Source organism: Mycobacterium sp. ENV421, assembly GCF_002887815.1.
Classification (GTDB): domain Bacteria; phylum Actinomycetota; class Actinomycetes; order Mycobacteriales; family Mycobacteriaceae; genus Mycobacterium.
In genome coordinates this window covers 54,209-75,717 of the sequence record NZ_PDHO01000020.1, presented here as the reverse complement: position 1 = coordinate 75,717, position 21,509 = coordinate 54,209, and the positions used below count along the sequence as shown (strand labels likewise).

Here is a 21,509-nt window from a genome sequence, read left to right as displayed (position 1 = left end):
GGTACAAACGGGCGATAGCGGGTACCCGACCGCGATGGTGAATCGTGCAACCGCCGCCGCAGCGCTCATTGCGGCACCCGTGTTCGTCCTCGCAGGCTGCAACTCCGCTCAGAACGGCAGTCCGCAGACATCTGATACGACGACATCGGGCTCCAGTGCCCAGACGATCACAGCAGAGCTGAAGTCTCCCGACGGCAAGCCCGTCGCCAACGCGACCATCGACTTCGCGAACGGGTACGCGACCGTGACGGTGGAAACCGTCGCCGGAAGGACCCTGTCCCCGGGAAGCCATGGCATGCACATCCACTCGGTAGGTAAGTGCGAGCCCGACTCGGTCGCCCCGTCCGGTGGCGCGCCGGGCAACTTCCTGTCCGCCGGCGGTCACCTACAGGTCGGCGGCCGCACCGAACACCCGGCGAGCGGTGACCTGACACCGCTGTTGGTGCGCAAGGACGGTTCCGGGAAACTCGTCGCCACCACCGACGCCTTCACCCTCGACGACCTCAAAGGTCCGCAGGGCAGCGCGTTGATCATTCACGCGGGTCCCGACAACTTCGCCAACATCCCGCAGCGGTACACCCACGACGGCGTGCCCGGACCCGACGCCGAGACGATGGCGACCGGTGACGCCGGCGGCCGAGTGGCCTGCGCGGTCCTGTCGCCCGCGACCGCGAGCGCCTCCACATCCGTCACGACGAGTACGGCGACCGTCACCGAGACGACGGCTACTCAGGTTCCGCCGGCGGAGAGCAGCGCGACCACGACGCCGTCGACCACACCGACCACGACCACGACGGTGAGTCCGACCACCACGGTGACGACGTCCACCACGGTCTCGACCACGACGACACCGGTCAGTCCCCAGCCCGCGGGCTGACCGCGAGCAGCGGAAGTTGTTGACCCGCTGCGATTGACAAGCGCTGGCGGGCAAGGGCCGGCCATGCCTGCACCGCGCAGAACGGCGCGCACTGATGTTGAGCTGCGCTGGTGCCGACGTGCACGCAGCACTGCACCAGGCGTTCCTCGATCATGGTCGACATGTCCATGAACGGTTTGACTGTGATGCGGACGACCCGTTCGCCCAGCAGTCGGCGGAGCTTGCGGCGCCGCCCGGGCAGCGCCGACGATGCCATGGTCAGCAGCGTACTGATGCCGAGATCGCAACTCTCGCAAATGGTTCGCCACACTTCCCCGATATCGGGGTGCGACAGCGACGACTGCTCCGAGAGCAGCCCGAGCAGTGATTCCTTGACCGCAAGGCGCAGCTGCTGGGGGAGTTCGCTGTCGGCGATCCGGTTCGACACCAGCCCGAGTCTGGCCTTGAGACCGTCGTGGCCGAGAAGCGAGACCAGCGAGCGCCACGAGCCGGCGTCGTCGCGAATCAGGTATCCGACCGAGCAGCAGTGCGGGTGCGAGCACGGTAACGCGGTCAGGTCGCGCCAGGTCACCGCACCGTTGGTCTGCGGGCCGAGTCGCTTGAGCACCCCGGTGTGGGTGAGCCGGTCCAGCGGGTCGATGTGCCCGGACCGGCCGGACCCGAACTGCGGTTGGATGCTGATCCCACCGACGTAGGGCGTGGCCAGGGCCAGTGCGACCATATCTCCGATCTCGGTGTCGTTCACCCCGAGGGCGGCCGTCATCACCAGCGTCGTGAAGATCTCTCGCTGCGACAACCGTTGCAGTGCGGTGTGTTTCACCGCGCGCAGATCCCCACCGCGGTGATGGCGATGCGCTACGTCGGTGAGACCGTCGTATTGCAGATACACCTCAACCCGGTTGCGGTGCTCCGTCAGCAGATCGAGCAGGCTGTCGTCGTTCGCGATCCGAACACCGTTGCTGTTGATCAGTATTCGGGTGATCGGGCGAGAGGTCAGTTCGGCCAGCAGCTCGGGCATGGCCGGGTGCAGCGTCGGCTCGCCACCGGAGAGCATCAGCACGTCGAGGCGCCCGTTTTCGCGGGCCAGCCGCTGGTCGACGTTGGCGAGCACGTCGGCGACGGCAACCACGTTGCGCAGGTCCGGCGAGGAACCGGTGAAGCAGGTGGGGCAGCGCAGATTGCAGGTCTCGGCGATGTCTTCGAGAAGGATGCAGGTGTGCTGAGTCTGCATCTCCGGCAATCCGCGCAGATACGCCGACGGGATCGGATCGAAATTCCCGGCCACATCGGGGGTATGCGCCTTGGTCGGCGCGGTCCACTCCTCCAGGTAGCGCAAGATCTCCGCATCCTCGTCGTAGAGGGTGCTCACCAAACCGTGCGTCCGGCAACCACGCTCGAGCCACACCCGCTCGTCGCGCGCCACGAGCCGGCCACTGAGGCGGGTGACATCGGCCAGCGACTTCTCGGGGGCCTCGTCGTGGCAGGACGGGCAGAAGGCGGTGACGTAACGCAACAACCGGTCGCCGCGCAAACCCATCCCGGCGGTCACGTGTACAGCTCGGGGTTGAGGCCGGTACAGAATCCGACGGAGACGACGGACAGTGCCGCCCAGCCGATCATCAGGCCGAGGCCGAGGCCCTTGCCGTTGGCCTTCGCCGTGGCCAGCAGTACACCGCCCCCGCCGAAAGCGATGAGCGCCAACACCACTGCGCCGAGGACCACTGTGCTGTGCCCACGCCCGTCGGACATGGCCAGTACGGCGAAGCCGATGACGAAGTTCAGCGGCATGTACAAGAACGCGCCGAGGAACACCATGCCGACCGAGATGCGCGGGGTGTGTGGCTGCCACGGCGGCGGCGCAGGCGGCGGGTAGTCGTACTGACCCGGCGGCCGATACCCCGGTGGTGGCGGGTATCCCTGGGGCGGCGGATACCACGGTGGCTGCGGTAGGTAGGCAGGCGGCAGGGGTTGATCCGGTGGTGGGGGTGGGACGCCGTCACCCTTCTCGCCGTCACCCTTCTCGTCGTCACCCGGTGGGGGAGTCGTCATGCGGGCACCTCCTGCCGATGCGATGGGAAGCGATAGTAGCCGCGGCGGTAGCCATACCACATCCGAACGCCGACAACGGCGAGCGAAGGGAGCAGAAACCATTGCGGCCGAGTCAGATCCAGCCACACGGTCTGGTTGGCGCGGGTGAACTCGATGAAGAAGCGGAAGACGGCATAGGCTGCGACATAGATGACGAACAATTCACCCGGCCTGGTGATGCGGGACCGCAGCCACATCAGCGCGGCGAAAGCAGCCAGCTGGAAGGCGATCTCGTACACGAACGACGGGTGCATCGCCTGGCCGGTCAGGCACCCGGGACACTCGGGTGTGGTCGCGGCGGCGTGCACACCCCATGGCAGGGAAGTGGGTCGGCCCGGGGCCTCGGTGAGGTGGCACCCGATCCGGCCGACGGCCATCCCGAGCGCGACCGCCGGTGCGAACAGATCGCCGGTCTTGCCGCGATACCCGCCGAGGCGTTTGGCGATCAGCACCCCGACATACGCTCCGAGCAGGCCGCCGAGAATGCTCTTGGAGCCGTACTCCCAGGCGCGCGCCAAAGTGGGATTGGCTGCGAAATCCAGGTGACGTGCCCAGCCGGAGAGGCGCATTCCGATCGCGCCGCCGACCAGCGCCCCGGCGACCGCAACGAGCGACTGGTCGTTGACGGCCCCCCGCCGTCGCGCCTCGACCATGAACACGGCCATGGCCGTCACCACCCCGAGTCCGACGAACAGACTGTGCACCGGCACCGCCACCGGTCCGACATGCCATTCGGGGACCATGGTCCAAAACCTATCGGCAATCGTGCGAACGTGACATGTGATTGCCCGGCGAGTGGTTCGGCTCGGACCATCGCGCCGGGGTACATGATGGAATAACGTGACATATCACGTAGTTCTTCTGACCATAGGTCCCACACATCGAGGAGCAATCATGGGTCAACTCAGTGGCAAGACAGCCCTGGTCACCGGCGGCACTTCAGGCATCGGTCTGGCGACCGCGCAACGCCTCGCAAGCGAAGGTGCGCACGTCTTCCTGACCGGACGGACCCAGGAGCGGGCCGACGCGGCAGCAGCCTCGATCGGTGACGGCGCGACCGGAGTCGCGGCCGATGTCACCGATATCGCCGCCCTCGATCGTCTCGCCGACGTGATCCGGCAGCGCGGCGGCGGCGTGGACGTCATCTTCGCCAACGCGGGCGGCGGCGAGTTCGCGACTCTGGAGGATGAGACACCCGAACACCTGGCCGACACCTTCACCCGCAACGTCGGCGGCACGGTCTTCACCGTGCAGAAGATGCTGCCCCTTCTCAACGAGGGTGCCTCGATCGTGCTCACCGGATCGACGGCTGCCAGCCGCGGAGTGCCCGCATTCGGTGCCTACGCCGCATCCAAGGCCGCCATCCGCTCACTGGGCCGGACCTGGGCGGCGGAGTTGGTCGGCCGCAAGATTCGGGTCAACACCGTGGTCCCCGGGCCCGTCGAGACACCGGGACTCAAGGGACTGGCACCCGACGGTCAGCACCAGGCCCTGCTCGACGGCGAGGCTGCGACAGTGCCGATGGGCCGCGTCGGCGAACCCGACGAAATCGCCTCTGTGGTGGCGTTTCTCGCCTCCGACGCGAGCAGTTTCATGACCGGATCCGAGATCTTTGTCGACGGCGGGTCGGTTCAGGTCTGATCCGGGCTCGGCAAGGTTCCCTCGCGCAGGATGCTGTTGTAGACCACCGCCAGGATGTCGGCCAATTGCTCGTCCTGGCGGGCGTCGAGGTCGGAGAAGAACAACGTGCGAACCCACTCGGCGTGCAGCGGCGCCGCCGACCGCAGCGTGTCCCAACCGGCGTCGCTGAGCAGCACGTCGGTGGAACGGCCGTCGGTGTCCGATCGCACGCGGTCGACCAGTCCGCGCCCGGCCATCCGTTGAAGGTGGTGGGACAGCCTGCTGCGTTCCCAGCCGATGGTGGTCGCCAGCGCGGTGAGTTGGGTCCGCCGGCCCGGCGCCTGCGACAGCGCGTTCAGCACCGTGTAGTCGCTGAGCGACAAGCCGCAGTCGGCCAGCAGTTGCCGGTTCATCTCGTATTCGAGCCGGTGATACACCCGCATGTAGTTGAGCCAGGTCCGCTGCTGGGAAGCGTTGAGCGGATAGTTCTTACGGCGTGCGGCCACCCGTGGTGCTCCTGCCTGGAAAATGTGACATGTCACGCATCGTAGATCTGCTCGCACCGCGTTCAGCGACGTTTCACAACGTGTCCAGTCGGTGGTGGCACACTCACCGCATGGATATTGACTCCAGCGATACCGCCGTCGTCGTCATCGACCCGCAGAACGACGTGCTGAGCCCGACGGGTAAGAACTGGGCGGTTTTGGCGGCGTCGGTGACGGAGAACAACACCGTGCGAAACCTGGTCGAGCTGTTCGCCGCTGCCAAGGCGGCCGGCTATCCGGTGGTCATTTCGCCGCACTACTTTTATCCCACCGACCACAACTGGCTTTTCAACGGACCGCTGGAGTCCGACGAACTCAGCAGCGGCACGTTCGCCCGCCACGGTGCTCTGACCCTGGACGGCTTCGACGGATCCGGCGCCGACTGGCTCGAGGAGTTCAAGCCGTTCATCGAAGACGCCTCGACGATCGTGGCCAGCCCCCACAAGGTGTGGGGACCCCAGACCAACGACCTGGTTCTGCAACTGCGCAAGCGCAGGATCACCAAGGTCGTGTTGTGCGGCATGCTCGCCAACATCTGTGTGGAATCCCATCTGCGGGATCTGCTGGAGCAGGGGTTCGAGGTGGCGGTGGTCCGCGACGCCACCGCGGGTCCCCGGCATCCGACCAGGGGTGACGGCTATCAGGCGGCGCTGGTCAATTACGCGTTTCTGGCGCACGCTGTGCTCAGTACCGCCGACGTGGTGTCAGCCATGGCGGTTCCGACGGAAGGCGCGACGTGACGGAATCCCGGCCACCGACATGAGCAAGCATTACGCGTCGATCGCCTTCACCGACGATGTCCGCGCCGTGCAGAGCGACCACGGCAGCGACGCGTTCTACGGCCGCAAGATCGTCGCCGGTAAGGCCACCCCAGGCCGCGACTCGCTCACCGAGGACGAGAAGGACTACCTGAGCGAACGGGACGGCTTCTATCTGGCTTCGGTGTCGGAGACCGGGTGGCCCTACGTGCAGTTCCGCGGCGGCAACCCGGGATTCATCCACGTCCTCGACGACCACACCATCGGCTGGGCCGACTTCCGGGGAAACCTGCAATACATCAGCACCGGCAACATGACCGGTGACGACCGGGTGGCGATCATCGTCCTCGACTACGCCCACCAGCGCAGGCTGAAAATCTTCGGGCACGCGCGCATCGTGACCGCAGAGCAAGACCCTGCGTTGCTGAAGATGCTGACCGACGAGACCGACGACTCGGTGGTCGAGCGGGCCGTCCTGGTCGATGTCGAGGCCTACGACTGGAACTGCCAGCAGCACATCACTCCACGCTTCAGCGCGGCTGAGCTCGAACCCGCTCTGGAACCCCTGCGCGCCAAGCTGGCGCAGCTGCAGGCTGAAAACGACCGGCTGCGTGCCCAACTCGACGGCCAGAAGGGATGAGCACCGATGGCGACACTGGTTTCGGTCAATGTGGGACTCCCCAAGGACGTGCAGTGGAACGGGCGCACGGTGTACACCGGCGCCTGGAAGGCCCCGGTGTCTGGTCCGCGGATGGTGCGCCGGCTCAATATCGACGGTGACGGCCAGGGTGATCTCGGCGGCCACGGCGGCGAGAACCGTGCCGTGCTGGTGTATCAGGTTGCCTCCTATGAGTATTGGGCCAACGAACTCGGTCGAGACGACTTGGGCCCGGGTGTGTTCGGAGAGAACCTGACCATCGACGGGCTTCCCGACGACGAGGTGTGCATCGGTGATCGGTACCAGATCGGCGATGTCGTGCTGGAGGTGACCCAACCCCGGGTCACCTGTTATCGCGTCGGGATGCGGCTGGGCGAACCGCGAATGGCCGCGCTGCTGGTGTCGCATCACCGGCCCGGGTTCTATTGCCGGGTGCTGGCCGAAGGCGAACTCGCGGCGGGCCAGGAGGTGGTCAAGGTCGCCGACGGTCCGCAACGGGTGAGTGTCGCCGAGATCGACGCTCTGCTCTACCTTCCCGGGCATCCCGGCGACGCCCTGGAGCGCGCTGTCGCGATCCCGGCGTTGAGCCCGGGATGGAGAGCTTCGCTGCAAAGCCTGTTGGAGCAAGATTCGGCAACCGGCAACACGGGCCTGACCGGAGTGGCGCCACCACCGCCGGCCTGGCCCGGCTTCCGCTCGCTGAAGGTGACCGCGGTGCGCGACGAGAGCCGACATGTCCGTTCGGTGTCGCTGGCCGACCCCACGGGCGAGCCGTTGCCGACATGGCTTGCCGGCCAATCGATCGTGCTGCGGGCGGCGGTCGGCCCCGATGGGCCATCGCTCGTCCGCAACTACTCGTTGTCCAATGAACCGGGCATGCCGGAATACCGCATCGGCGTCAAGCGGGAAGCGATGGGCACCGTCAGCGCGTACATCCACGATCATGTGACGGTCGACGACCTCATCGAGGTGGCGGCGCCGCGGGGGAGTTTCTTCCTCGACGATAGCCCGCAACCGGTGGTCCTGATTTCGGCCGGTGTCGGGGTGACACCGGTCTTGTCGATGCTGCATGCGCTGGCCGAGAGCGGCTCCGAACGCCCCATCTGGTGGCTGCACGGCGCGCGTGACGGCACCGAACTGCCGTTCGCCGCGGAGGTTCGCGAGCTACTGAATCGACTGCCGCACAGCCAGTCTCGGATCTTCTTCAGCAGCCCGGGCACTGATGACCGCCCCGGTGTCGAGTTCGATGAACGGGGCCGGCTGACCGCGCAGGCGTTGAGCGCGCTGGGCCTGCCGACGCAGGCACAGGTGTTCGTCTGCGGCCCGGAGCCGTTCATGGACACCGTGACCGAGGCCCTCCTGGTGTTGGGTGTCGACGCCCACAACATCCACTCCGAGCGGTTCGGTGCACACACGGCGATCACGCCCGGCATCGCGGCGGCCACCGCCCGCCCCCCACACCAACCGGAGGGTCCGCCCGGTCCTGGCCCCAGCGTGCAATTCGCGCGAAGCGCGCTCTCCGCTCCGTGGCGGCCCACCGACACCAGCCTGCTCGAGTTCGCCGAAGCCTGCGACGTGCCCACCCAGTGGTCGTGCCGCACCGGCGTCTGCCACACCTGCGAGACGGCGCTTCTGGCCGGCCAAGTCCGCTACGAGCTCGACCCGCTGGAACCGCCGGCCGAAGGAAACGTATTGCTGTGCATCGCCGTACCGGCCGAGGACGTCGTCGTCGACCTGTGAGCGGTCAGGACTTGGTGAGGTAGCGCTGCCAGCGCCGCTGGACGGTGGTCGACGCAGGCCCGTCGGCAGGCCGCAGCGCATCGGTCATCCGGGTCCGGACGGTCGCGGTGTCGAAGTGGGTTCCGATTGCCACGAGGTGGTTGTCCGTTCCTGGCGGGACGGCGCTTCGGGCGATGTGCACAGCGGGCCCGACGACGTTGACCACAAAGCCCTGCACGGCGGTGCGATGTCGCACCGCCAGCCGGCCTTTCATCCGGTACACCCCGGAGGGTGGGAATTCGAGCAGTTCGAGCAGCCGCCCCGGGTCGATCGGCTCGGTGGCCGTCACCGTCACCGATTCGGCGTGCACATGGTCGTGCTCACCCACCGTGTCTTCGAACAGCGCATCGCGAAACGACAACTGGCCGGTCTCGTCGGTGGCCGCGGCGACGTCGTACAGCAGGGTCGGGTCGATGCGTCCGTTCGTGGCCCCGATGACGTGGGCACGCGAATTGCGTTCGCGTACCCGGGCTTCGACCCGCGCCAGAACGGCATCGTGGTCCTCCGCCGGAACCTGATCGAGCTTGTTGACCACCACTAGTGTTGCCGCGCCGTACCGGGCGGGGGCCACGCCGCCGCGGTCGACGGTCTCGAAGTGCTGTACGGCATCGACCACATCGACGACGCCACCGTCGCGAACTCCACCGATCTCGCTGAAGCCGATGATGCGGGCCAGTGCCGCGGGATCGGCCAGCCCGCTGGCCTCGACGATGATGGCGTCCAAGCGCAGCTTGGGATCCGCGAGCCGGGCCAGCGCGGCGTCCAACTGCCCGTCGTCGGGGAGGCAGCAGATGCACCCGCCGGCGATCGAGGCGGGCTCGTCGATCTGCCCGCTGATCAAGCCGGCGTCGACGTTGATCTCGCCGAAGTCGTTGATTACCACCCCGATCCGAGCCTGCGGGGTGCGCAACACGTGATTGAGCAGCGTCGTCTTACCCGCACCCAGATGACCGGTGAGCGCGATCACCGGGATCGTTGCGCCGCTGACAGTCCGGGACACCACGTTCCAGATGGTGCCACACTGGGCCGCGCCCCGGCTCGCCGCATCATGGCGCGTTTGCTGGAAGTTGTGAATGTCCACATCCTGGCGGGCAAAGGCCAAGGCCATCGCGGTCGCGGTTCCGCAACGCCCTGCATACTGTCCGGCCGGCCCGAGGCCTTGAACATTGCTGGGCGAAACACCCTCTTAGACAGTGGCTACCTCGCTGGTGGCGGGATAAAGTTCCTCAGGCAATCGCATCTTCCGGTCCGTTTCGCGGCACTGTCGCGCGGCGCCGCTGGATCCATGTCAGGACCGAATCGTGCTGTTTGCTGTGTACAAGCGGCCGTGCGCGGGGGCGCGCGCCGTGGTCGTCTCGAGCTCGGGGGGAACAATCGTCACCGATGGGCAAGCGCTGGCAGCCCGCGGGCGGGTGTGGGTCGGCCGCGGCGTCGTGGTGGCGTTGACCCTGCTGCTCCTCACGATGTTCGGACACCCGCCGGCGAACGCGGTCGTGATGTGGCATCCCAAGGCTGCGTTGCTGCCCACTCCGTGGACCAAACTGGTCGGGCCGGAGAACGCGCTGCCCGACTACCCCCGTCCGCAGATGACACGGGCGTCCTGGATGAACCTCAACGGTGTGTGGGGTTACATGGGTCGGTCAGCGGGAACGGTGTTGCCCGCGCCGCCCGCGCCGAGCGCCTACCGCGAACAGATCCTCGTCCCGTACCCGGTCGAGTCGGCCCTGTCCGGCATCCAGCGTCACGACGACGAGATGTGGTACCGCAAGGTGGTCAAGCTGCCGAGCAACTGGGTGGGGCAGCACGTGCTGCTGCATTTCGGTGCGGTCGATCAGATCGCGACGGTCTGGGTGAACAACCACGAGGTGGCCCGACACGAAGGCGGCTACACCGAATTCAGCGTCGACATCACCCGGGCGCTGCAGTGGCCGGGTCCCCAGGAGATCACCGTCCGCGTCCAGGACCGCAACGACGCCAATCCCTTTCCGATCGGTAAGCAACGCAATCGACCGAAGGGGCTGTTCTACACCGGTGCCTCCGGGATCTGGCAGACGGTCTGGATGGAGCCGGTCCACGCCACCTACATCAACAAGGTGGACATCAGCACAAGTCTGACCGGTATGACCGTCACCCCCCGCATCGCAGGGACGAAGGGCCAGCGCGCTGTGGTGTTCGTCGTCAAGCCCGACGGTGGCCGGGTGGTGGCGGTCGGTTCCGCCGGAGCCGGTGACACCATTCGCCTTCCGGTGCCCGAACCGCACCTGTGGACACCCGACGATCCCTACCTGTACGACCTGAAGGTGGCGCTGGTGGATCCGTCGGGCAAGGTTGTCGACGCGGTCGCCAGCTACGCCGGTCTGCGGACGATCGGGACGATGCCCGATTCGCAGGGGCGGCCGCGAATCGCGTTGAACAACAGGATCACGTTCCTGCACGGCCCGCTCGACCAGGGGTACTGGCCGGACGGCATCTACACCGCGCCCACCGACGACGCGCTCAAGTCGGACCTGCTGCGGATCAAGGATCTGGGCATGAACTTCGTGCGCAAGCACGGCAAGGTGGAACCCGCGCGCTGGTACTACTGGGCGGACAAACTGGGCCTGATGGTCTGGCAGGACATGCCGTCGTTGGATGTGTCGCTGGACGTTCCGGTGGGCCCGGCCCCGGAGCCGTCGGCCGCCGCGAAGGCCAACTTCGAAAAAGAGCTGCTGGCAATGATCGACCAGCTGCGCAGCGTGACGTCGATCGTCGGCTGGGTGCCCTTCAACGAGGGCTGGGGAGAATTCGACACCGCCCGGATCGCCGGCGTCACGAAGGCCGCGGATCCCACTCGGATGGTGGACGCCAACAGCGGAGTGAACTGCTGCAAGTCGCGTGGTGACACCCTGGCCGGCGACGTCTACGACGATCACACCTATGTCGGACCGGGCGAACCTCAGATCCACGACGACCTGATGAAGGCGCATTCGAAAGGTCCAGTCCCGGTGGACAATCGGGTGCGCGTCGACGGCGAATACGGTGGGCTTGGACTGGTGCTCGACCAGAACCGCTGGCCGGGGCGACCGGAAGCCTACGAAATGGCTGACAGCCCGGCGCGACTCACCGAGCGGTATGTCCAGGTCAGCCGGAGATTGGAAGACATCGTCCGCAGGACAGGTCTGTCCGGGGCGATCTACACCCAGACCACCGATGTCGAGAACGAGGTCAACGGCTTCTTGAGCTATGACCGCTGGCAGGTCAAGATGCCGATTGCCGTTGTGGCCGAACGCAATCGCGCGGTCATCGCTGCGGGAACCCCCGGGCTGGTGCCGCCAGACGTTCGCCGGTGACGGTGATTGCGCCGCGCTCTACTGGTCGCGCGACGCGAGGCCGGCGGGGGCGTGCCCGATGGCCCGGTGGATGGCATCGGCCAACGCCAACGCGCTTTCTTCGGTCAATTCCAGTGCCACCCGGGCCGCGGGTCCGAGCGCCGGATTGAGCACGTCGATGTTCACCGTGTGGGTGTACGGCGCGTGCACCGGGTGGTCGACGTAGACGGTGGCCCGGTCGGCGCCGAACCATCCCGTCGCGCCCTTCCCGCTGCCCTCGATGACGACCCGTTCGGTGAGATAGGTGCACATGAGATCGGAGACCTAGCCTTTCAGGTGGGTGGCGAAGAAGGCGTCGATGCGTCGCCACCCGTCGACGGCGGCGGCCACGCGGTAGGCGGGCCGGTCGACGGAGAAGAACGAATGGCCCGCGCCGTCATAGCTGTGGAACTCGTGCGGCTTGCCGAGTCGGGTCAGCTCCGCGTCGAGGGTCGCCACGGCTTCGGGCGTCGGGAACCTGTCCTCGGCACCGAACAGCCCGAGCATCGGGGCGCTCAGGCTCGGCGCCAGGTCGAGTATCGGCTTCATCGCCTTGGGCATTCCCTCCGGCGGATCCTCGACGATGAACGCGCCGTAACAGTTGACCGCGGCGTCGAACGGCAACGAACATGCCGCCAGGAACGCGTGCCGTCCGCCTGAGCAGTGACCGATCACGCCGAATTTCCCGTTCGCGCCGGGCAGTCCGCCGAGATGGGCGACCGCGCCGGCCACATCGCCGACCAGGCGCTCGTCGGGCACACCGCCGGCGGCCCGGGCGGCGGCCGCGGCATCGTCGGGATCGGCGCCGGGCGCTTCCCGCGAATACAGGTTGGGGCACACCACGTGGTAGCCACTGACGGCGAGCCGACGGACGAACTCCTTGGTCTCGCGGTCGTAGCCGGGCATGTGGTGGATCCACACGAGACCGCCGCGCGACCCGCTGGTCAGCGGCCCGGCCCAGTAGGCCTCGATCTCGTCGCCGCCGTGTCCCTTGATCGTGATGGTCTCCGCGCGGATCGCGTCCGAGCCCGCTCGTGTCATCGCACCGCTCCTTGGTTGAGTCTGCCCGCCGCTGGTTTACCCGCCCCGCCGCTCGTCATGATGGAAGGTGACGTGATCCACGGCAAGGGAGTCCCATCGTGAATACCGCATCCGAGCAGCCGGCGACCGATTATCCACAGGTGGCTGCGGCCCGCGGCCGGATAGAACCGTCGCCCCGCCGGGTCCGCGGCTTCCTCGGCACGGAGCTGATCTTCGACACCACAGCAGCGCGGTATGTCTGGGAGGTCCCGTATTACCCGCAGTACTACATTCCGCTGGCCGACGTGCGATCACAGTTCCTGATCGATGAGGACCATCCGCAGCGTGTGCAGTTCGGCCCATCGCGCACATGTGCCGTGAGTGCCGGGTCGCAGACGCACCCGTCGGCGGCGCGAGTGTTCGACGCGGGAGAGGGGCCGGTCGCCGGCCTGGTCCGCTTCGACTGGGCAGCGCTGAACTGGTTCGAGGAGGACGAGCCGATCTATGGCCACCCCCGCAACCCCTACGCGCGCGTCGATGCGCTGCGCTCCCACCGTCACGTGAGGGTGGAACTCGACGGTGCCGTGCTGGCGGACACCCACAGCCCCGTTCTGCTGTTCGAAACCGGTTTGCCGACAAGGTATTACATCGACCGCAGCGACGTCGCGTTCGAGCATCTCGAGCCGTCGGACACCCAGAGTCTGTGCCCGTACAAGGGCGTCACCTCGGGTTACTGGTCGGTGCGCGTCGGCGACACCCTGCATCCAGATCTGGCCTGGACCTACAACACTCCGCTGCCTGCGGTCGCCCCGATCGCGAACATGGTCGCCTTCTACAACGAGAAGCTGGACATCAGCGTCGACGGCGCCGAGTTGCCCCGGGCGCACACGCACTTTTCCTAGCGTCCGGTCTGACCTCAGTCGTCGGTGACGGTCAGCTTCACATCGATGTTGCCGCGGGTGGCGTTCGAATAGGGGCAGACCTGATGCGCCTTGTCCGCCAGCGCCACCGCGGTCTCATGGTCGACGTTGGGTAGCACGATCTCCAACTCGACCGCCAGGACGAAGCCGCCGGCGTCATTGCTGCCGAGTGAAACCTTGGCTCCCACAGCTGAATCGGAGACGTCAGCCTTCTCCTGCCGGCCAACGAGCCGCAAAGCGGAGTGATAGCACGCGGCGTAGCCGACAGCGAACAGCTCCTCGGGGTTGGTTCCGGTACCCGTGCCGCCGAGTTCTTTCTGGATGCTCAGATCGACATCCACCTTGCCGTCGGAGGTTCGGCCGTGCCCGTCGCGGCCATCACCGGTGGCCAGCGCTTCAGCGGTGTACAGAACCTTCATCGGAGTTCCTTTCCAGTTGGTGAAGCATGGTGTCACTGCGTCGTTGCGCTGCATCGGACGACCGCCGAGCATGCAGGAAGCCCTGGCTTGCAACGTTTTACCATCGCACCTCCGTGACCCGATCCGCGCCCAGTCGTCTAGAAGTTGCGGCGAGAGCCGATCAGGGGGAGGCTGCCACGACCAGAGCCTAGTGCACAATCGAGTTGTGCACAACTAAAATGATACGAGAGTGCGTCCGGTGTCCGGCACAGCCGGGCGCAAAGCGTCGCGCACCGCTGTCCCGGCGATGCGGTCGGGCGAAGATTTACCACCGGCAATGGTTGCCGGAGCGCAATGATCCGAGTGAGCAGTTGGTAACGATTTGGTAACGCCGGTCAAGGGTGACAGTGATCTCGATGGCCCCTATCCGCGCAGGTAGCGCAGACGCCGCAATCGTCACGCCACGTTCGCCGTGCGGTCTCACAGCTTGCTCACAACGCTTTGCGGGCCTACGGTCAGCTCGCCGAAGACTTGAACTGACGACGACGATGACTTGTTCGGTGGTGAGATTTCAACCCGAGATGAATGCTTCCAACACGCGCGGGCTGCAAAGCCCGTGGACTACTGATTTAGCCGGCGTGACCAGGCAACACGCGTCCTGGGAACGCCACCTGCGGTGCCCCTGCTCGACTGACGCCGTCGCGATGCGGCGGTTGGTCGACGCGACAGGGGTGCTCGACGTGAATTCGACATACGCGTATCTGCTGCTGGCCACGGATTTTGCCAAGTCTTCCATTGTGGCGGAGCGCGACGGCGAACTCTGCGGTCTGATCACCGGGTATCACCCCCCGGAAAGGCCGGAGGTGCTGTTCGTCTGGCAGGTCGCGGTGACCGAACGCGTGCGAGGCACCGGCCTGGCGGCGGCGATGCTCGACGAACTCGTGAATCGCGTTCGCCGAGCACGACACGGCCATCCGCTGACCGTCGAAGCCACGGTCGCCCCCAGCAATGGGCCGTCCCGCGCATTCTTCGGTGGCTTCGCCCGCCGTCACGGCGTCCCGATGACCGAGCGGCCTTACTTCGGCGCCGAGCTTCTCGACCCCGAGAGCGAACACGAAGACGAACCGATTCTGAGTATCGGGCCGATAGCGGCCGCTCTTTCCGACTGAACCCACCCGAAAGGAAACATGACAACCCAGGCAATGGCGCCTTCGTTCAACGACTTTCAGCTACCCGACGTCTATGACGCCGTAGAGTCGGAGGTGCGCAGCTACTGCCGCGGCTGGCCGGTTGAGATGGCCGGAGCCAGCGCGTCCTGGTTGACCGATACCAGCGGCCGACGTTATCTGGACTTCTTCGCGGGTGCGGGGGCTCTAAATTACGGGCACAACAACCCGCTCCTCAAGCGGCCGCTGATCGACTACCTCAGCCGCGACATGATCGTGCATTCACTGGACCTGGCAACCGAGGCGAAGACCGCTTTCCTCGAGACATTTCAGCGACTGATTCTCGCTCCGCGGGGCATGGACTACAAGGTGCAGTTTCCCGGTCCCACCGGCACCAACGCGGTAGAGGCGGCACTGAAGCTGGCCCGAAAAGTGACCGGCCGGGAGTCAATAATCAACTTCACCAACGCTTTTCACGGAATGACATTGGGGTCGCTGTCAGTGACCGGCAATTCCATGAAGCGTGCCGGAGCGGGTATCCCATTGGTTCATGCGACGCCGATGCCGTACGACAATTACTTCGACGGCGTCACCGAGGACTTTCACTGGTTCGAGCGAGTGCTCGACGACTCCGGTGGCGGGCTGAACCGTCCGGCCGCCGTGATCGTCGAGACGGTGCAGGGTGAGGGCGGGCTCAACGTGGCGCGGGCTGAGTGGCTGCGCGCTCTGGCCGAGTTGTGCAATCGGCGCGAGATCCTGCTGATCGTCGACGACGTCCAGATGGGTTGCGGCCGGACCGGTAAGTTCTTCAGCTTCGAGGAAGCCGGTATCAGGCCCGACATCGTGACACTCTCCAAGTCGATCAGCGGCTACGGGCTTCCGTTGGCGCTCACCCTGTTCCGGCGCGACCTGGATGTGTGGGCGCCCGGAGAACACAACGGCACCTTCCGCGGTAACAACCCGGCTTTTGTGACAGCCACAGCGGCGCTCGAAGCGTATTGGCAGGACACCACCTTCGCTGATCAGACCCTCGCCAAGGGCGGCCTGATGCGGGACCGTCTGGACGCCATCGCGGCCGCGAACCCCGAGATCAGCGCCCGCGGACGTGGTATGGCGCAGGGACTGAAATTCGAGGATGCGCCGACAGCCGCCAAGGTATGCCGTGCCGCGTTCGAGCGCGGCGTGTTGATGGAAACCAGCGGTCCCGCAGACGAAGTCGTCAAGTTGCTACCGCCACTGACCACTCCGGACGCCGAGATCGTGCTCGGCATCGACATACTCGCCGAGTCGGTCGCCAGCACGTTGTCCTGACATCGGCCATATCAGCAAAAGGAGTTCACCTGTGATTGTCCGTACCACCGACGAGATCACCGGCACCGATCGTGACGTGGCCGCCAAGGAGTGGAGGTCCAAGCGCATCATCCTTGCCGGCGACGGCGTTGGATTCTCGTTCCACGAGACCACCATCAACACCGACTCGGTCAGCGAATTTCACTACCGTCACCACGTCGAGGCCGTGTGGGTTGTCGAGGGCAGCGGGACGTTGACCAACCACGAGACCGGTGAGCAGTATCCGCTCGCCCCGGGCACGATGTATCTGCTCAACGGTCATGAGCGCCACCGGGTGACGTGTACCGAGCAGATGCGGATGATGTGCGTCTTCAATCCGCCGGTCACCGGTACCGAGGTACATGACGAGACGGGAACCTACCCACCCGCGGAGCCCGCGAGGTGAGCGGTCACCCCCACGACAACTACCCGACCCGGCTAGAGCGCCCGGCCGACCCGATCGCTCGAATCGAGCCGACGGTGTGGGGCGAGGGCAACGACGGACCGCTGTCCGACCAGGACCTGCAATCGATGGCGGCCAACGGCTACCTGGCTCGTCCGCAGACACTCGGGCAAGACTGGCTCAGGCCGATGGGTGATGAGCTGGCTCGTATCGGCGGCCTGATCGGTGATGACGATCCGCGCATCGTTCGCGAGCGGCAGGGCGGCATCCGTTCGGTGTTCGAGCCGCATCTGTTCAGTGACGTCATCGCGGAAGTCATCGGCCTCGACACCGTTCTACCGGTAGCGCGTCAATTGCTGGGCAGCGACGTCTATCTCCACCAGGCCCGGGTCAACCTGATGCCGGGCTTCACGGGGACCGGCTTCTATTGGCACTCGGACTTCGAGACGTGGCACGCCGAGGACGGTATGCCGACGATGCGGGCGGTGTCGTGCTCGATCGCGCTCTCCGAGAACTACCCCTACAACGGCTCACTCATGGTCATGCCCGGGTCGCACATGACGTTCTATCCGTGTGTGGGTGCTACGCCGAAACGCAACCACACGTCCTCCCTGGTCCGACAGGAAGTCGGCGTACCCGATCAAGCAACCCTGACCGCGGCAGCCAATCGGTATGGAGTGGACCAGATCACCGGCCCGCCCGGCGCCGGATTGTGGTTCGACTGCAACATCATGCACGGATCGGGATCCAACATCACACCGTTCCCACGGTCGAACATCTTCCTGGTGTTCAACTCGGTCGAAAACAAGCTCGGCCGGCCCTTCGCGGCGGCCGAGCCGCGCCCCGAGTATCTCGCCGCGCGCACCACCGAGCCGTTTTCCGTGCAGTCCGCGACCGCATAGGTTCACAGCACCTTCGACAGGAACTCCTGCAGCCGTTCGCTTTTGGGGTGGTCGAACACCTGATCGGGGGCATCGTCCTCGACGATGTTGCCGTCGGCCATGAAGATCACCCGGGAGGCCACCTCACGGGCGAAACCCATCTCATGGGTGACCACCACCATCGTCATGCCGCCTTCGGCCAGGTCCCGCAGAACCTGCAGCACGTCGCCGACCATCTCCGGGTCCAAGGCACTGGTCGCCTCGTCGAACAACATGATCGAAGGATCCATCGCCAGCGCCCGCGCGATGGCGACCCGCTGCTTCTGGCCGCCCGAGAGCGTGGCCGGCTTCACATGGGCCTTCTCGGCGAGACCGACCTGACCGAGTAACTCCATCGCCTTCTTCTCGGCGGCGGCCTTGTCCATCTTCCTGGTCGTCAGTGGGGCCAGCGTGACGTTCTGCAGCACGGTCATGTGCGGGAACAGGTTGAAATGCTGGAACACCATGCCGATGTGCTGCCGGACCTTGTCCAGATCGACTTTGCGGTCGCTGAGATCGAAGTCGCCGACCACCACCGTGCCCGCGGTGATGTCCTCGAGCTTGTTCAGGCAGCGCAGGAACGTCGACTTTCCCGACCCGGACGGGCCGATGACGCACACCACCTCGCCCTGTTTGATGTCGGTGGTGATGCCGTCGAGCACCAGGAGTTCACCGAACGACTTCTTCAGGTCTTCGATGTGGATCATCACCGTGTCTGCCGGCTTTGCGTCGGCGGAATCGGGAACGAGGTCGGTCATTTCACGATCCTTTTCTCGACGCGGTCGGAGAGTTTGGTGAGCGCCATGATGACGATGAAGTAGATGATCCCGATGATCAGCCACATCTTGAACGACTGGAAGTTGCCGGCGATGATGATGCGCCCGGTCTGCGTCAGCTCGGCGATGCCGATAACCGACAGGATCGACGTGTCCTTCAGCGTGATCACGAACTGGTTGATGTACGACGGAATCATCGTCCGGATAGCCTGGGGCAGTATGACTTTACGCATCGTCGGCAGATATCCGATGCCCAGGCTGCGGGCCGCTTCCATCTGTCCCTTGTCGACGGATTGAATACCGCCGCGCACGATCTCGGTCATGTACGCGCCCGCATTCAGCGACAGGGTGATGATGCCCGCGGTCAGCGCGCTCATCTGGAAGCCCAGCGCCGACGGGATGCCGAAGTAGATGAAGAAGGCCTGTACCAGTAGCGGGGTGCCGCGGAAGATGTCGACGAACGTCGTGCCGATGGCACGCAGCACAATTGACCGGGACACCCGGAACAGGCCGAAGATGACGCCGAGCACCAGGGCGATCGCGATCGAGACGACCGTCAAGATGACGGTCATCTTCAGGCCCTGCAGCAGGATCGGGTAGGTGCTCTTGATCAGCCCGAAGAACGAATTGTCATCCTTCGAGGCGCCTTCACCGAGGTAGCTGTTGACGATCTGGTCGTACTTCCCGGACTTCTTGAGGTTGTCCAGACCGGCGTTGAACTTCTTGATCAGCTCGGCGTTGCGGCCCTTGTTCACCGCGAAGCCGTAGCCGGTCGGCTCCTCCTTGGGGGTGACGGTCTTGAAGCCGTTGCCCTGCGCGATGCCGTACAGCAGCACCGGGTAGTCCTCGAACACCGCCACCGAGTTGCCGGTCTTGACCTCGTCGAACATCGACGACGAGTCGGCGAACGAAACCACCTGGAAGCCGTACTTGTCCTTGATGGAGTTCGCGAAGGTGGCGCCCTGGGTACCGTTCTTGACCGCCACCCGCTTGCCGCGCAGGTCCTCATAGGACTTGATGTCGTTGTTGGTCTTCAGGACCGCCATCTGAATACCGGACTCGAAGTACGGTTCGGAGAAATCGAAGACCTGCTTGCGCTTGTCGGTGATCGACATGCCGGCGATCACGCCGTCGACCTGGTTGGCCTGTACGGCCTGCAGTGCGGCGTCGAAGCCGAGCGGTTTGATGTCGACGGTGAATTTCTGATCCTCGGCGATCGCGCGGATGAGATCCATGTCGATTCCGACGAAATTGCCTTGCTTGTCCTGGAATTCGAACGGAGCGAAGGTGGTGTCGGTGGCGATTAAGTAGTTCTCGCCGTCGGCTGACGCTCGCGGGGGCGCGAACAATCCAGTTGTGAGCATTGCCAGGACGGCGGACAACGCCACCAAGGCAAACGCCCGCGCAGTACTTCGGCGAGACTTTCGGCGTAACCATCCGCTCGGCATGCGCTGCCCTCCCATTTTCCGATTGTGCGCGTGCAGTTCACGCTAACGTCAAGACTCGCCGCGTGTCTGGCTAACTGCCCATCGACGACGAGGAGTGTCATGACCATCCGACTGGTGACCTGCGGTGCGGTCGCGCTCTTGCTGTGTCCGGCGACGCCCACCGTAACGGCCGGGGCGACGCCGCCCGGGGGCGACGTGACACGCACCGACCTCGCCAAGGGGGACACCGACGCGCCGGTGTCGATCACCACTGACGGGCCCGCCACGCAGATCGTCCAGAGTCTGTCGATGGGGCCCGGCGCGACCAGCGGTTGGCACACTCACCCCGGCACCGAACTGTCGGTGATCACCGGCGGTTCGGTCGCATTGCAGACTGCGGGTACATGTGCGCCGGTGACCTACGCGGCCGGGCAGGCGGTCGCCATTCCCGCGGGCGTTCCGCACCGCGTCGCCAACGAATCCGGCTCGCGCGCCGAGGTCGTCGTCACTTACACCCTGCCGGCCGGCGCCCCAGTCCGGGAGGACGCTGCGGACGTGTGCGCCCGGTAGCCTGATCCCGTTACCTGCCAATGGTTTTCGCCGCACCAGAAAAGCCGGTGTTGCATTGACGTCAGCCCTGCTCGACAGTGTTGGAGAAGCCGGACTTGTCGACCGTCGGTGAGCCGCCGTGGTAGGTGATCGTGTTGTCCATCCCGGATGCCTCGATGGCGTCGGCCGCATCGACGGTGACGATGTTGTTCATCCCGGACACCTGAACGCGCGCGCAGTGGCCGGTGATCACCACGGTGTTGTCCATGCCGCTGATGGTGACCACGCTGTCGTCGCACGCGAGCCGCTTGTTCTCGTTGACACCGGAGATGCTGAGGTTGGCGCCCGATTCGGGCGGGGCCACCGTCGCAGCCGAATTCGACGGGGGAGTCGGGGTGCTGCGGCTGGGTCGGGTCGCCGTGGTGAATGTGCCGCCACCACCGTAGATGGTGGGCAGCCCCGGCGAGGTGCGGCTGGCGTTGATGTGACTGGTGATGAGGATCGCGCCGCCGCCGACGGTGAGCCCAAGCACCAACAGCACGAACACAATCCAGCCGAGGCGCAGACCCGGAGTGGATGACGACACCGACGGTGGCGCGTAATACCCGGGCGGAGGCGGCCCGTAATACCCGGGGGGAGGCGGTGTCCAGTTGCTCGGCGGCACCGAGGTCCCCAGCTCGCTGGTGTGGGCCTGCTCGGTCAGCGGACGCTCGAGTTGCTGAATGCGTTTCTCGGGATCGTCGTCTGGGTTCATCGCCTCGCACTCCTCGTTCCGGTTCCCGACAGAATATTGCCCACCCGGGTCTGCCCGGGGGTGATGAGGTCAACTTTCGGGTGCGCGCGGTATTGCCGTTGTTTGACCTCGAAAGCGTCATTGCTTGATGTCGAAAGCGCCTGTTTTGCGCTGGTCACGTAGGGGTACCTGCCGG

23 protein-coding genes are annotated in these 21,509 nt (G+C 65.6%); 12 read left to right on the top strand and 11 right to left on the bottom strand.

Going from position 1 to position 21,509, the window contains the following annotated elements:
* Positions 1–34: 34 nt before the first annotated feature.
* Positions 35–877 (top strand): superoxide dismutase[Cu-Zn], encoded by an 843-nt coding sequence (gene sodC, locus CRM90_RS21150; protein ID WP_199189979.1) that lies wholly within the window; start codon positions 35–37, stop codon positions 875–877.
* On the opposite strand, the gene CRM90_RS21145 is transcribed toward sodC, so the two are convergent.
* Genes CRM90_RS21145 through CRM90_RS21135 form a run of 3 tightly spaced genes read right to left on the bottom strand, consistent with a single transcriptional unit; the run spans position 855 to position 3,708 of the window.
* Positions 855–2,414, bottom strand: coding sequence for a radical SAM protein (locus tag CRM90_RS21145; protein ID WP_199189984.1), 1,560 nt, complete (start codon positions 2,412–2,414; stop codon positions 855–857). The two genes, sodC and CRM90_RS21145, sit on opposite strands and share 23 nt — an antisense overlap.
* An 8-nt stretch (positions 2,415–2,422) precedes the next feature.
* Positions 2,423–2,926, bottom strand: a complete 504-nt coding sequence (locus CRM90_RS31035; RefSeq protein ID WP_233209432.1) for a hypothetical protein — start codon at positions 2,924–2,926, stop codon at positions 2,423–2,425.
* A complete protein-coding gene (locus CRM90_RS21135; protein WP_102808891.1) occupies positions 2,923–3,708 on the bottom strand; it encodes a prolipoprotein diacylglyceryl transferase in 786 nt (261 codons plus the stop codon). Before CRM90_RS21135 ends, CRM90_RS31035 begins: the two co-directional genes overlap by 4 nt.
* Before the next feature lie 151 nt (positions 3,709–3,859).
* On the opposite strand from CRM90_RS21135, the gene CRM90_RS21130 reads away from it, so the two are divergent.
* Positions 3,860–4,606 (top strand): SDR family NAD(P)-dependent oxidoreductase, encoded by a 747-nt coding sequence (locus tag CRM90_RS21130; RefSeq protein ID WP_102808890.1) that lies wholly within the window; start codon positions 3,860–3,862, stop codon positions 4,604–4,606.
* Here the strand turns inward: CRM90_RS21130 and CRM90_RS21125 are convergent.
* Entirely contained in the window at positions 4,597–5,091 is a 495-nt protein-coding gene (locus CRM90_RS21125) for a MarR family winged helix-turn-helix transcriptional regulator (protein WP_233209431.1), read from the bottom strand. The genes CRM90_RS21130 and CRM90_RS21125 overlap by 10 nt on opposite strands.
* A 110-nt stretch (positions 5,092–5,201) precedes the next feature.
* Between CRM90_RS21125 and CRM90_RS21120 the strand changes: the two genes are divergently transcribed.
* Genes CRM90_RS21120 through CRM90_RS21110 form a run of 3 tightly spaced genes read left to right on the top strand, consistent with a single transcriptional unit; the run spans position 5,202 to position 8,286 of the window.
* On the top strand, positions 5,202–5,870 hold the full coding sequence (locus tag CRM90_RS21120) for a cysteine hydrolase family protein (protein ID WP_102808889.1): 669 nt from the start codon (positions 5,202–5,204) through the stop codon (positions 5,868–5,870).
* A gap of 19 nt (positions 5,871–5,889) precedes the next feature.
* Entirely contained in the window at positions 5,890–6,528 is a 639-nt protein-coding gene (locus CRM90_RS21115; protein ID WP_102808888.1) for a pyridoxamine 5'-phosphate oxidase family protein, read from the top strand.
* A 6-nt stretch (positions 6,529–6,534) separates the two neighbouring features.
* Positions 6,535–8,286 (top strand): MOSC domain-containing protein, encoded by a 1,752-nt coding sequence (locus CRM90_RS21110; RefSeq protein ID WP_102808887.1) that lies wholly within the window; start codon positions 6,535–6,537, stop codon positions 8,284–8,286.
* 4 nt (positions 8,287–8,290) lie between these two features.
* Here the strand turns inward: CRM90_RS21110 and CRM90_RS21105 are convergent, their stop codons facing one another.
* Positions 8,291–9,328 (bottom strand): CobW family GTP-binding protein, encoded by a 1,038-nt coding sequence (locus tag CRM90_RS21105; RefSeq protein ID WP_233209430.1) that lies wholly within the window; start codon positions 9,326–9,328, stop codon positions 8,291–8,293.
* Positions 9,329–9,788: 460 nt separating this feature from the next.
* Between CRM90_RS21105 and CRM90_RS21100 the strand changes: the two genes are divergently transcribed.
* Complete coding sequence (locus CRM90_RS21100; RefSeq protein ID WP_102808918.1) at positions 9,789–11,654, top strand: glycoside hydrolase family 2 protein; 1,866 nt, start codon at positions 9,789–9,791, stop codon at positions 11,652–11,654.
* A gap of 18 nt (positions 11,655–11,672) precedes the next feature.
* On the opposite strand, the gene CRM90_RS21095 is transcribed toward CRM90_RS21100, so the two are convergent.
* Both CRM90_RS21095 and CRM90_RS21090 read right to left on the bottom strand, forming a co-directional pair.
* Positions 11,673–11,945, bottom strand: coding sequence for a DUF6295 family protein (locus CRM90_RS21095; protein ID WP_036343599.1), 273 nt, complete (start codon positions 11,943–11,945; stop codon positions 11,673–11,675).
* Between the two features lie 12 nt (positions 11,946–11,957).
* Positions 11,958–12,713 carry a dienelactone hydrolase family protein gene (locus CRM90_RS21090; protein WP_102808885.1) on the bottom strand — a complete coding sequence of 252 codons (756 nt, stop codon included), beginning with the start codon at positions 12,711–12,713 and terminating at the stop codon, positions 11,958–11,960.
* A gap of 98 nt (positions 12,714–12,811) precedes the next feature.
* Here CRM90_RS21090 and CRM90_RS21085 point away from each other — a divergent pair, with 98 nt between their 5' ends.
* A complete protein-coding gene (locus tag CRM90_RS21085; protein WP_102808884.1) occupies positions 12,812–13,594 on the top strand; it encodes a DUF427 domain-containing protein in 783 nt (260 codons plus the stop codon).
* 14 nt (positions 13,595–13,608) lie between these two features.
* Here the strand turns inward: CRM90_RS21085 and CRM90_RS21080 are convergent, their stop codons facing one another.
* Positions 13,609–14,031, bottom strand: coding sequence for an organic hydroperoxide resistance protein (locus CRM90_RS21080; RefSeq protein ID WP_102808917.1), 423 nt, complete (start codon positions 14,029–14,031; stop codon positions 13,609–13,611).
* 560 nt (positions 14,032–14,591) lie between these two features.
* Here CRM90_RS21080 and ectA point away from each other — a divergent pair.
* Genes ectA through thpD form a run of 4 tightly spaced genes read left to right on the top strand, consistent with a single transcriptional unit; the run spans position 14,592 to position 17,810 of the window.
* Complete coding sequence (ectA, locus tag CRM90_RS21075) at positions 14,592–15,179, top strand: diaminobutyrate acetyltransferase (protein ID WP_102808883.1); 588 nt, start codon at positions 14,592–14,594, stop codon at positions 15,177–15,179.
* Positions 15,180–15,197: 18 nt separating this feature from the next.
* Positions 15,198–16,487 (top strand): diaminobutyrate--2-oxoglutarate transaminase, encoded by a 1,290-nt coding sequence (ectB, locus tag CRM90_RS21070; RefSeq protein WP_199189978.1) that lies wholly within the window; start codon positions 15,198–15,200, stop codon positions 16,485–16,487.
* 31 nt (positions 16,488–16,518) lie between these two features.
* Positions 16,519–16,911 (top strand): ectoine synthase, encoded by a 393-nt coding sequence (locus tag CRM90_RS21065; RefSeq protein ID WP_102808881.1) that lies wholly within the window; start codon positions 16,519–16,521, stop codon positions 16,909–16,911.
* Positions 16,908–17,810: an ectoine hydroxylase gene (gene thpD / locus CRM90_RS21060; RefSeq protein ID WP_102808880.1), complete on the top strand. Its 903-nt coding sequence runs from the start codon at positions 16,908–16,910 to the stop codon at positions 17,808–17,810. Before CRM90_RS21065 ends, thpD begins: the two co-directional genes overlap by 4 nt.
* A gap of 2 nt (positions 17,811–17,812) precedes the next feature.
* Here thpD and CRM90_RS21055 read toward each other — a convergent pair whose 3' ends face one another.
* The gene (locus tag CRM90_RS21055) at positions 17,813–18,586 is read right to left on the bottom strand and encodes an amino acid ABC transporter ATP-binding protein (protein ID WP_102808879.1); all 774 of its coding nucleotides are present in this window, start codon (positions 18,584–18,586) and stop codon (positions 17,813–17,815) included.
* A complete protein-coding gene (locus tag CRM90_RS21050) occupies positions 18,583–19,968 on the bottom strand; it encodes an amino acid ABC transporter substrate-binding protein/permease (protein WP_233209429.1) in 1,386 nt (461 codons plus the stop codon). Before CRM90_RS21050 ends, CRM90_RS21055 begins: the two co-directional genes overlap by 4 nt.
* Positions 19,969–20,151: 183 nt before the next feature.
* Between CRM90_RS21050 and CRM90_RS21045 the strand changes: the two genes are divergently transcribed.
* Positions 20,152–20,601 (top strand): cupin domain-containing protein, encoded by a 450-nt coding sequence (locus CRM90_RS21045; protein ID WP_102808877.1) that lies wholly within the window; start codon positions 20,152–20,154, stop codon positions 20,599–20,601.
* A 61-nt stretch (positions 20,602–20,662) separates the two neighbouring features.
* Here CRM90_RS21045 and CRM90_RS21040 read toward each other — a convergent pair whose 3' ends face one another.
* Positions 20,663–21,334: a DUF3060 domain-containing protein gene (locus CRM90_RS21040; protein WP_102808876.1), complete on the bottom strand. Its 672-nt coding sequence runs from the start codon at positions 21,332–21,334 to the stop codon at positions 20,663–20,665.
* Positions 21,335–21,509 lie beyond the last annotated feature (175 nt).

Excerpts from the sequence above, each read along its gene's own strand:
- CRM90_RS21090 (WP_102808885.1), bottom strand. The coding sequence starts at position 12,713 with ATGACACGAGCGGGCTCGGACGCGATCCGCGCGGAGACCATCACGATC.
- CRM90_RS21135 (WP_102808891.1), bottom strand. The coding sequence starts at position 3,708 with ATGGTCCCCGAATGGCATGTCGGACCGGTGGCGGTGCCGGTGCACAGT.
- CRM90_RS21040 (WP_102808876.1), bottom strand. The coding sequence starts at position 21,334 with ATGAACCCAGACGACGATCCCGAGAAACGCATTCAGCAACTCGAGCGT.
- CRM90_RS21120 (WP_102808889.1), top strand. The coding sequence starts at position 5,202 with ATGGATATTGACTCCAGCGATACCGCCGTCGTCGTCATCGACCCGCAG.
- CRM90_RS21145 (WP_199189984.1), bottom strand. The coding sequence starts at position 2,414 with ATGGGTTTGCGCGGCGACCGGTTGTTGCGTTACGTCACCGCCTTCTGC.
- CRM90_RS31035 (WP_233209432.1), bottom strand. The coding sequence starts at position 2,926 with ATGACGACTCCCCCACCGGGTGACGACGAGAAGGGTGACGGCGAGAAG.
- ectA (WP_102808883.1), top strand. The coding sequence starts at position 14,592 with ATGAATGCTTCCAACACGCGCGGGCTGCAAAGCCCGTGGACTACTGAT.
- CRM90_RS21115 (WP_102808888.1), top strand. The coding sequence starts at position 5,890 with ATGAGCAAGCATTACGCGTCGATCGCCTTCACCGACGATGTCCGCGCC.
- CRM90_RS21045 (WP_102808877.1), top strand. The coding sequence starts at position 20,152 with ATGACCATCCGACTGGTGACCTGCGGTGCGGTCGCGCTCTTGCTGTGT.
- CRM90_RS21095 (WP_036343599.1), bottom strand. The coding sequence starts at position 11,945 with ATGTGCACCTATCTCACCGAACGGGTCGTCATCGAGGGCAGCGGGAAG.
- sodC (WP_199189979.1), top strand. The coding sequence starts at position 35 with ATGGTGAATCGTGCAACCGCCGCCGCAGCGCTCATTGCGGCACCCGTG.
- CRM90_RS21050 (WP_233209429.1), bottom strand. The coding sequence starts at position 19,968 with ATGCTCACAACTGGATTGTTCGCGCCCCCGCGAGCGTCAGCCGACGGC.
- CRM90_RS21110 (WP_102808887.1), top strand. The coding sequence starts at position 6,535 with ATGGCGACACTGGTTTCGGTCAATGTGGGACTCCCCAAGGACGTGCAG.
- ectB (WP_199189978.1), top strand. The coding sequence starts at position 15,198 with ATGACAACCCAGGCAATGGCGCCTTCGTTCAACGACTTTCAGCTACCC.
- CRM90_RS21055 (WP_102808879.1), bottom strand. The coding sequence starts at position 18,586 with ATGACCGACCTCGTTCCCGATTCCGCCGACGCAAAGCCGGCAGACACG.
- CRM90_RS21130 (WP_102808890.1), top strand. The coding sequence starts at position 3,860 with ATGGGTCAACTCAGTGGCAAGACAGCCCTGGTCACCGGCGGCACTTCA.
- CRM90_RS21080 (WP_102808917.1), bottom strand. The coding sequence starts at position 14,031 with ATGAAGGTTCTGTACACCGCTGAAGCGCTGGCCACCGGTGATGGCCGC.
- CRM90_RS21100 (WP_102808918.1), top strand. The coding sequence starts at position 9,789 with ATGTTCGGACACCCGCCGGCGAACGCGGTCGTGATGTGGCATCCCAAG.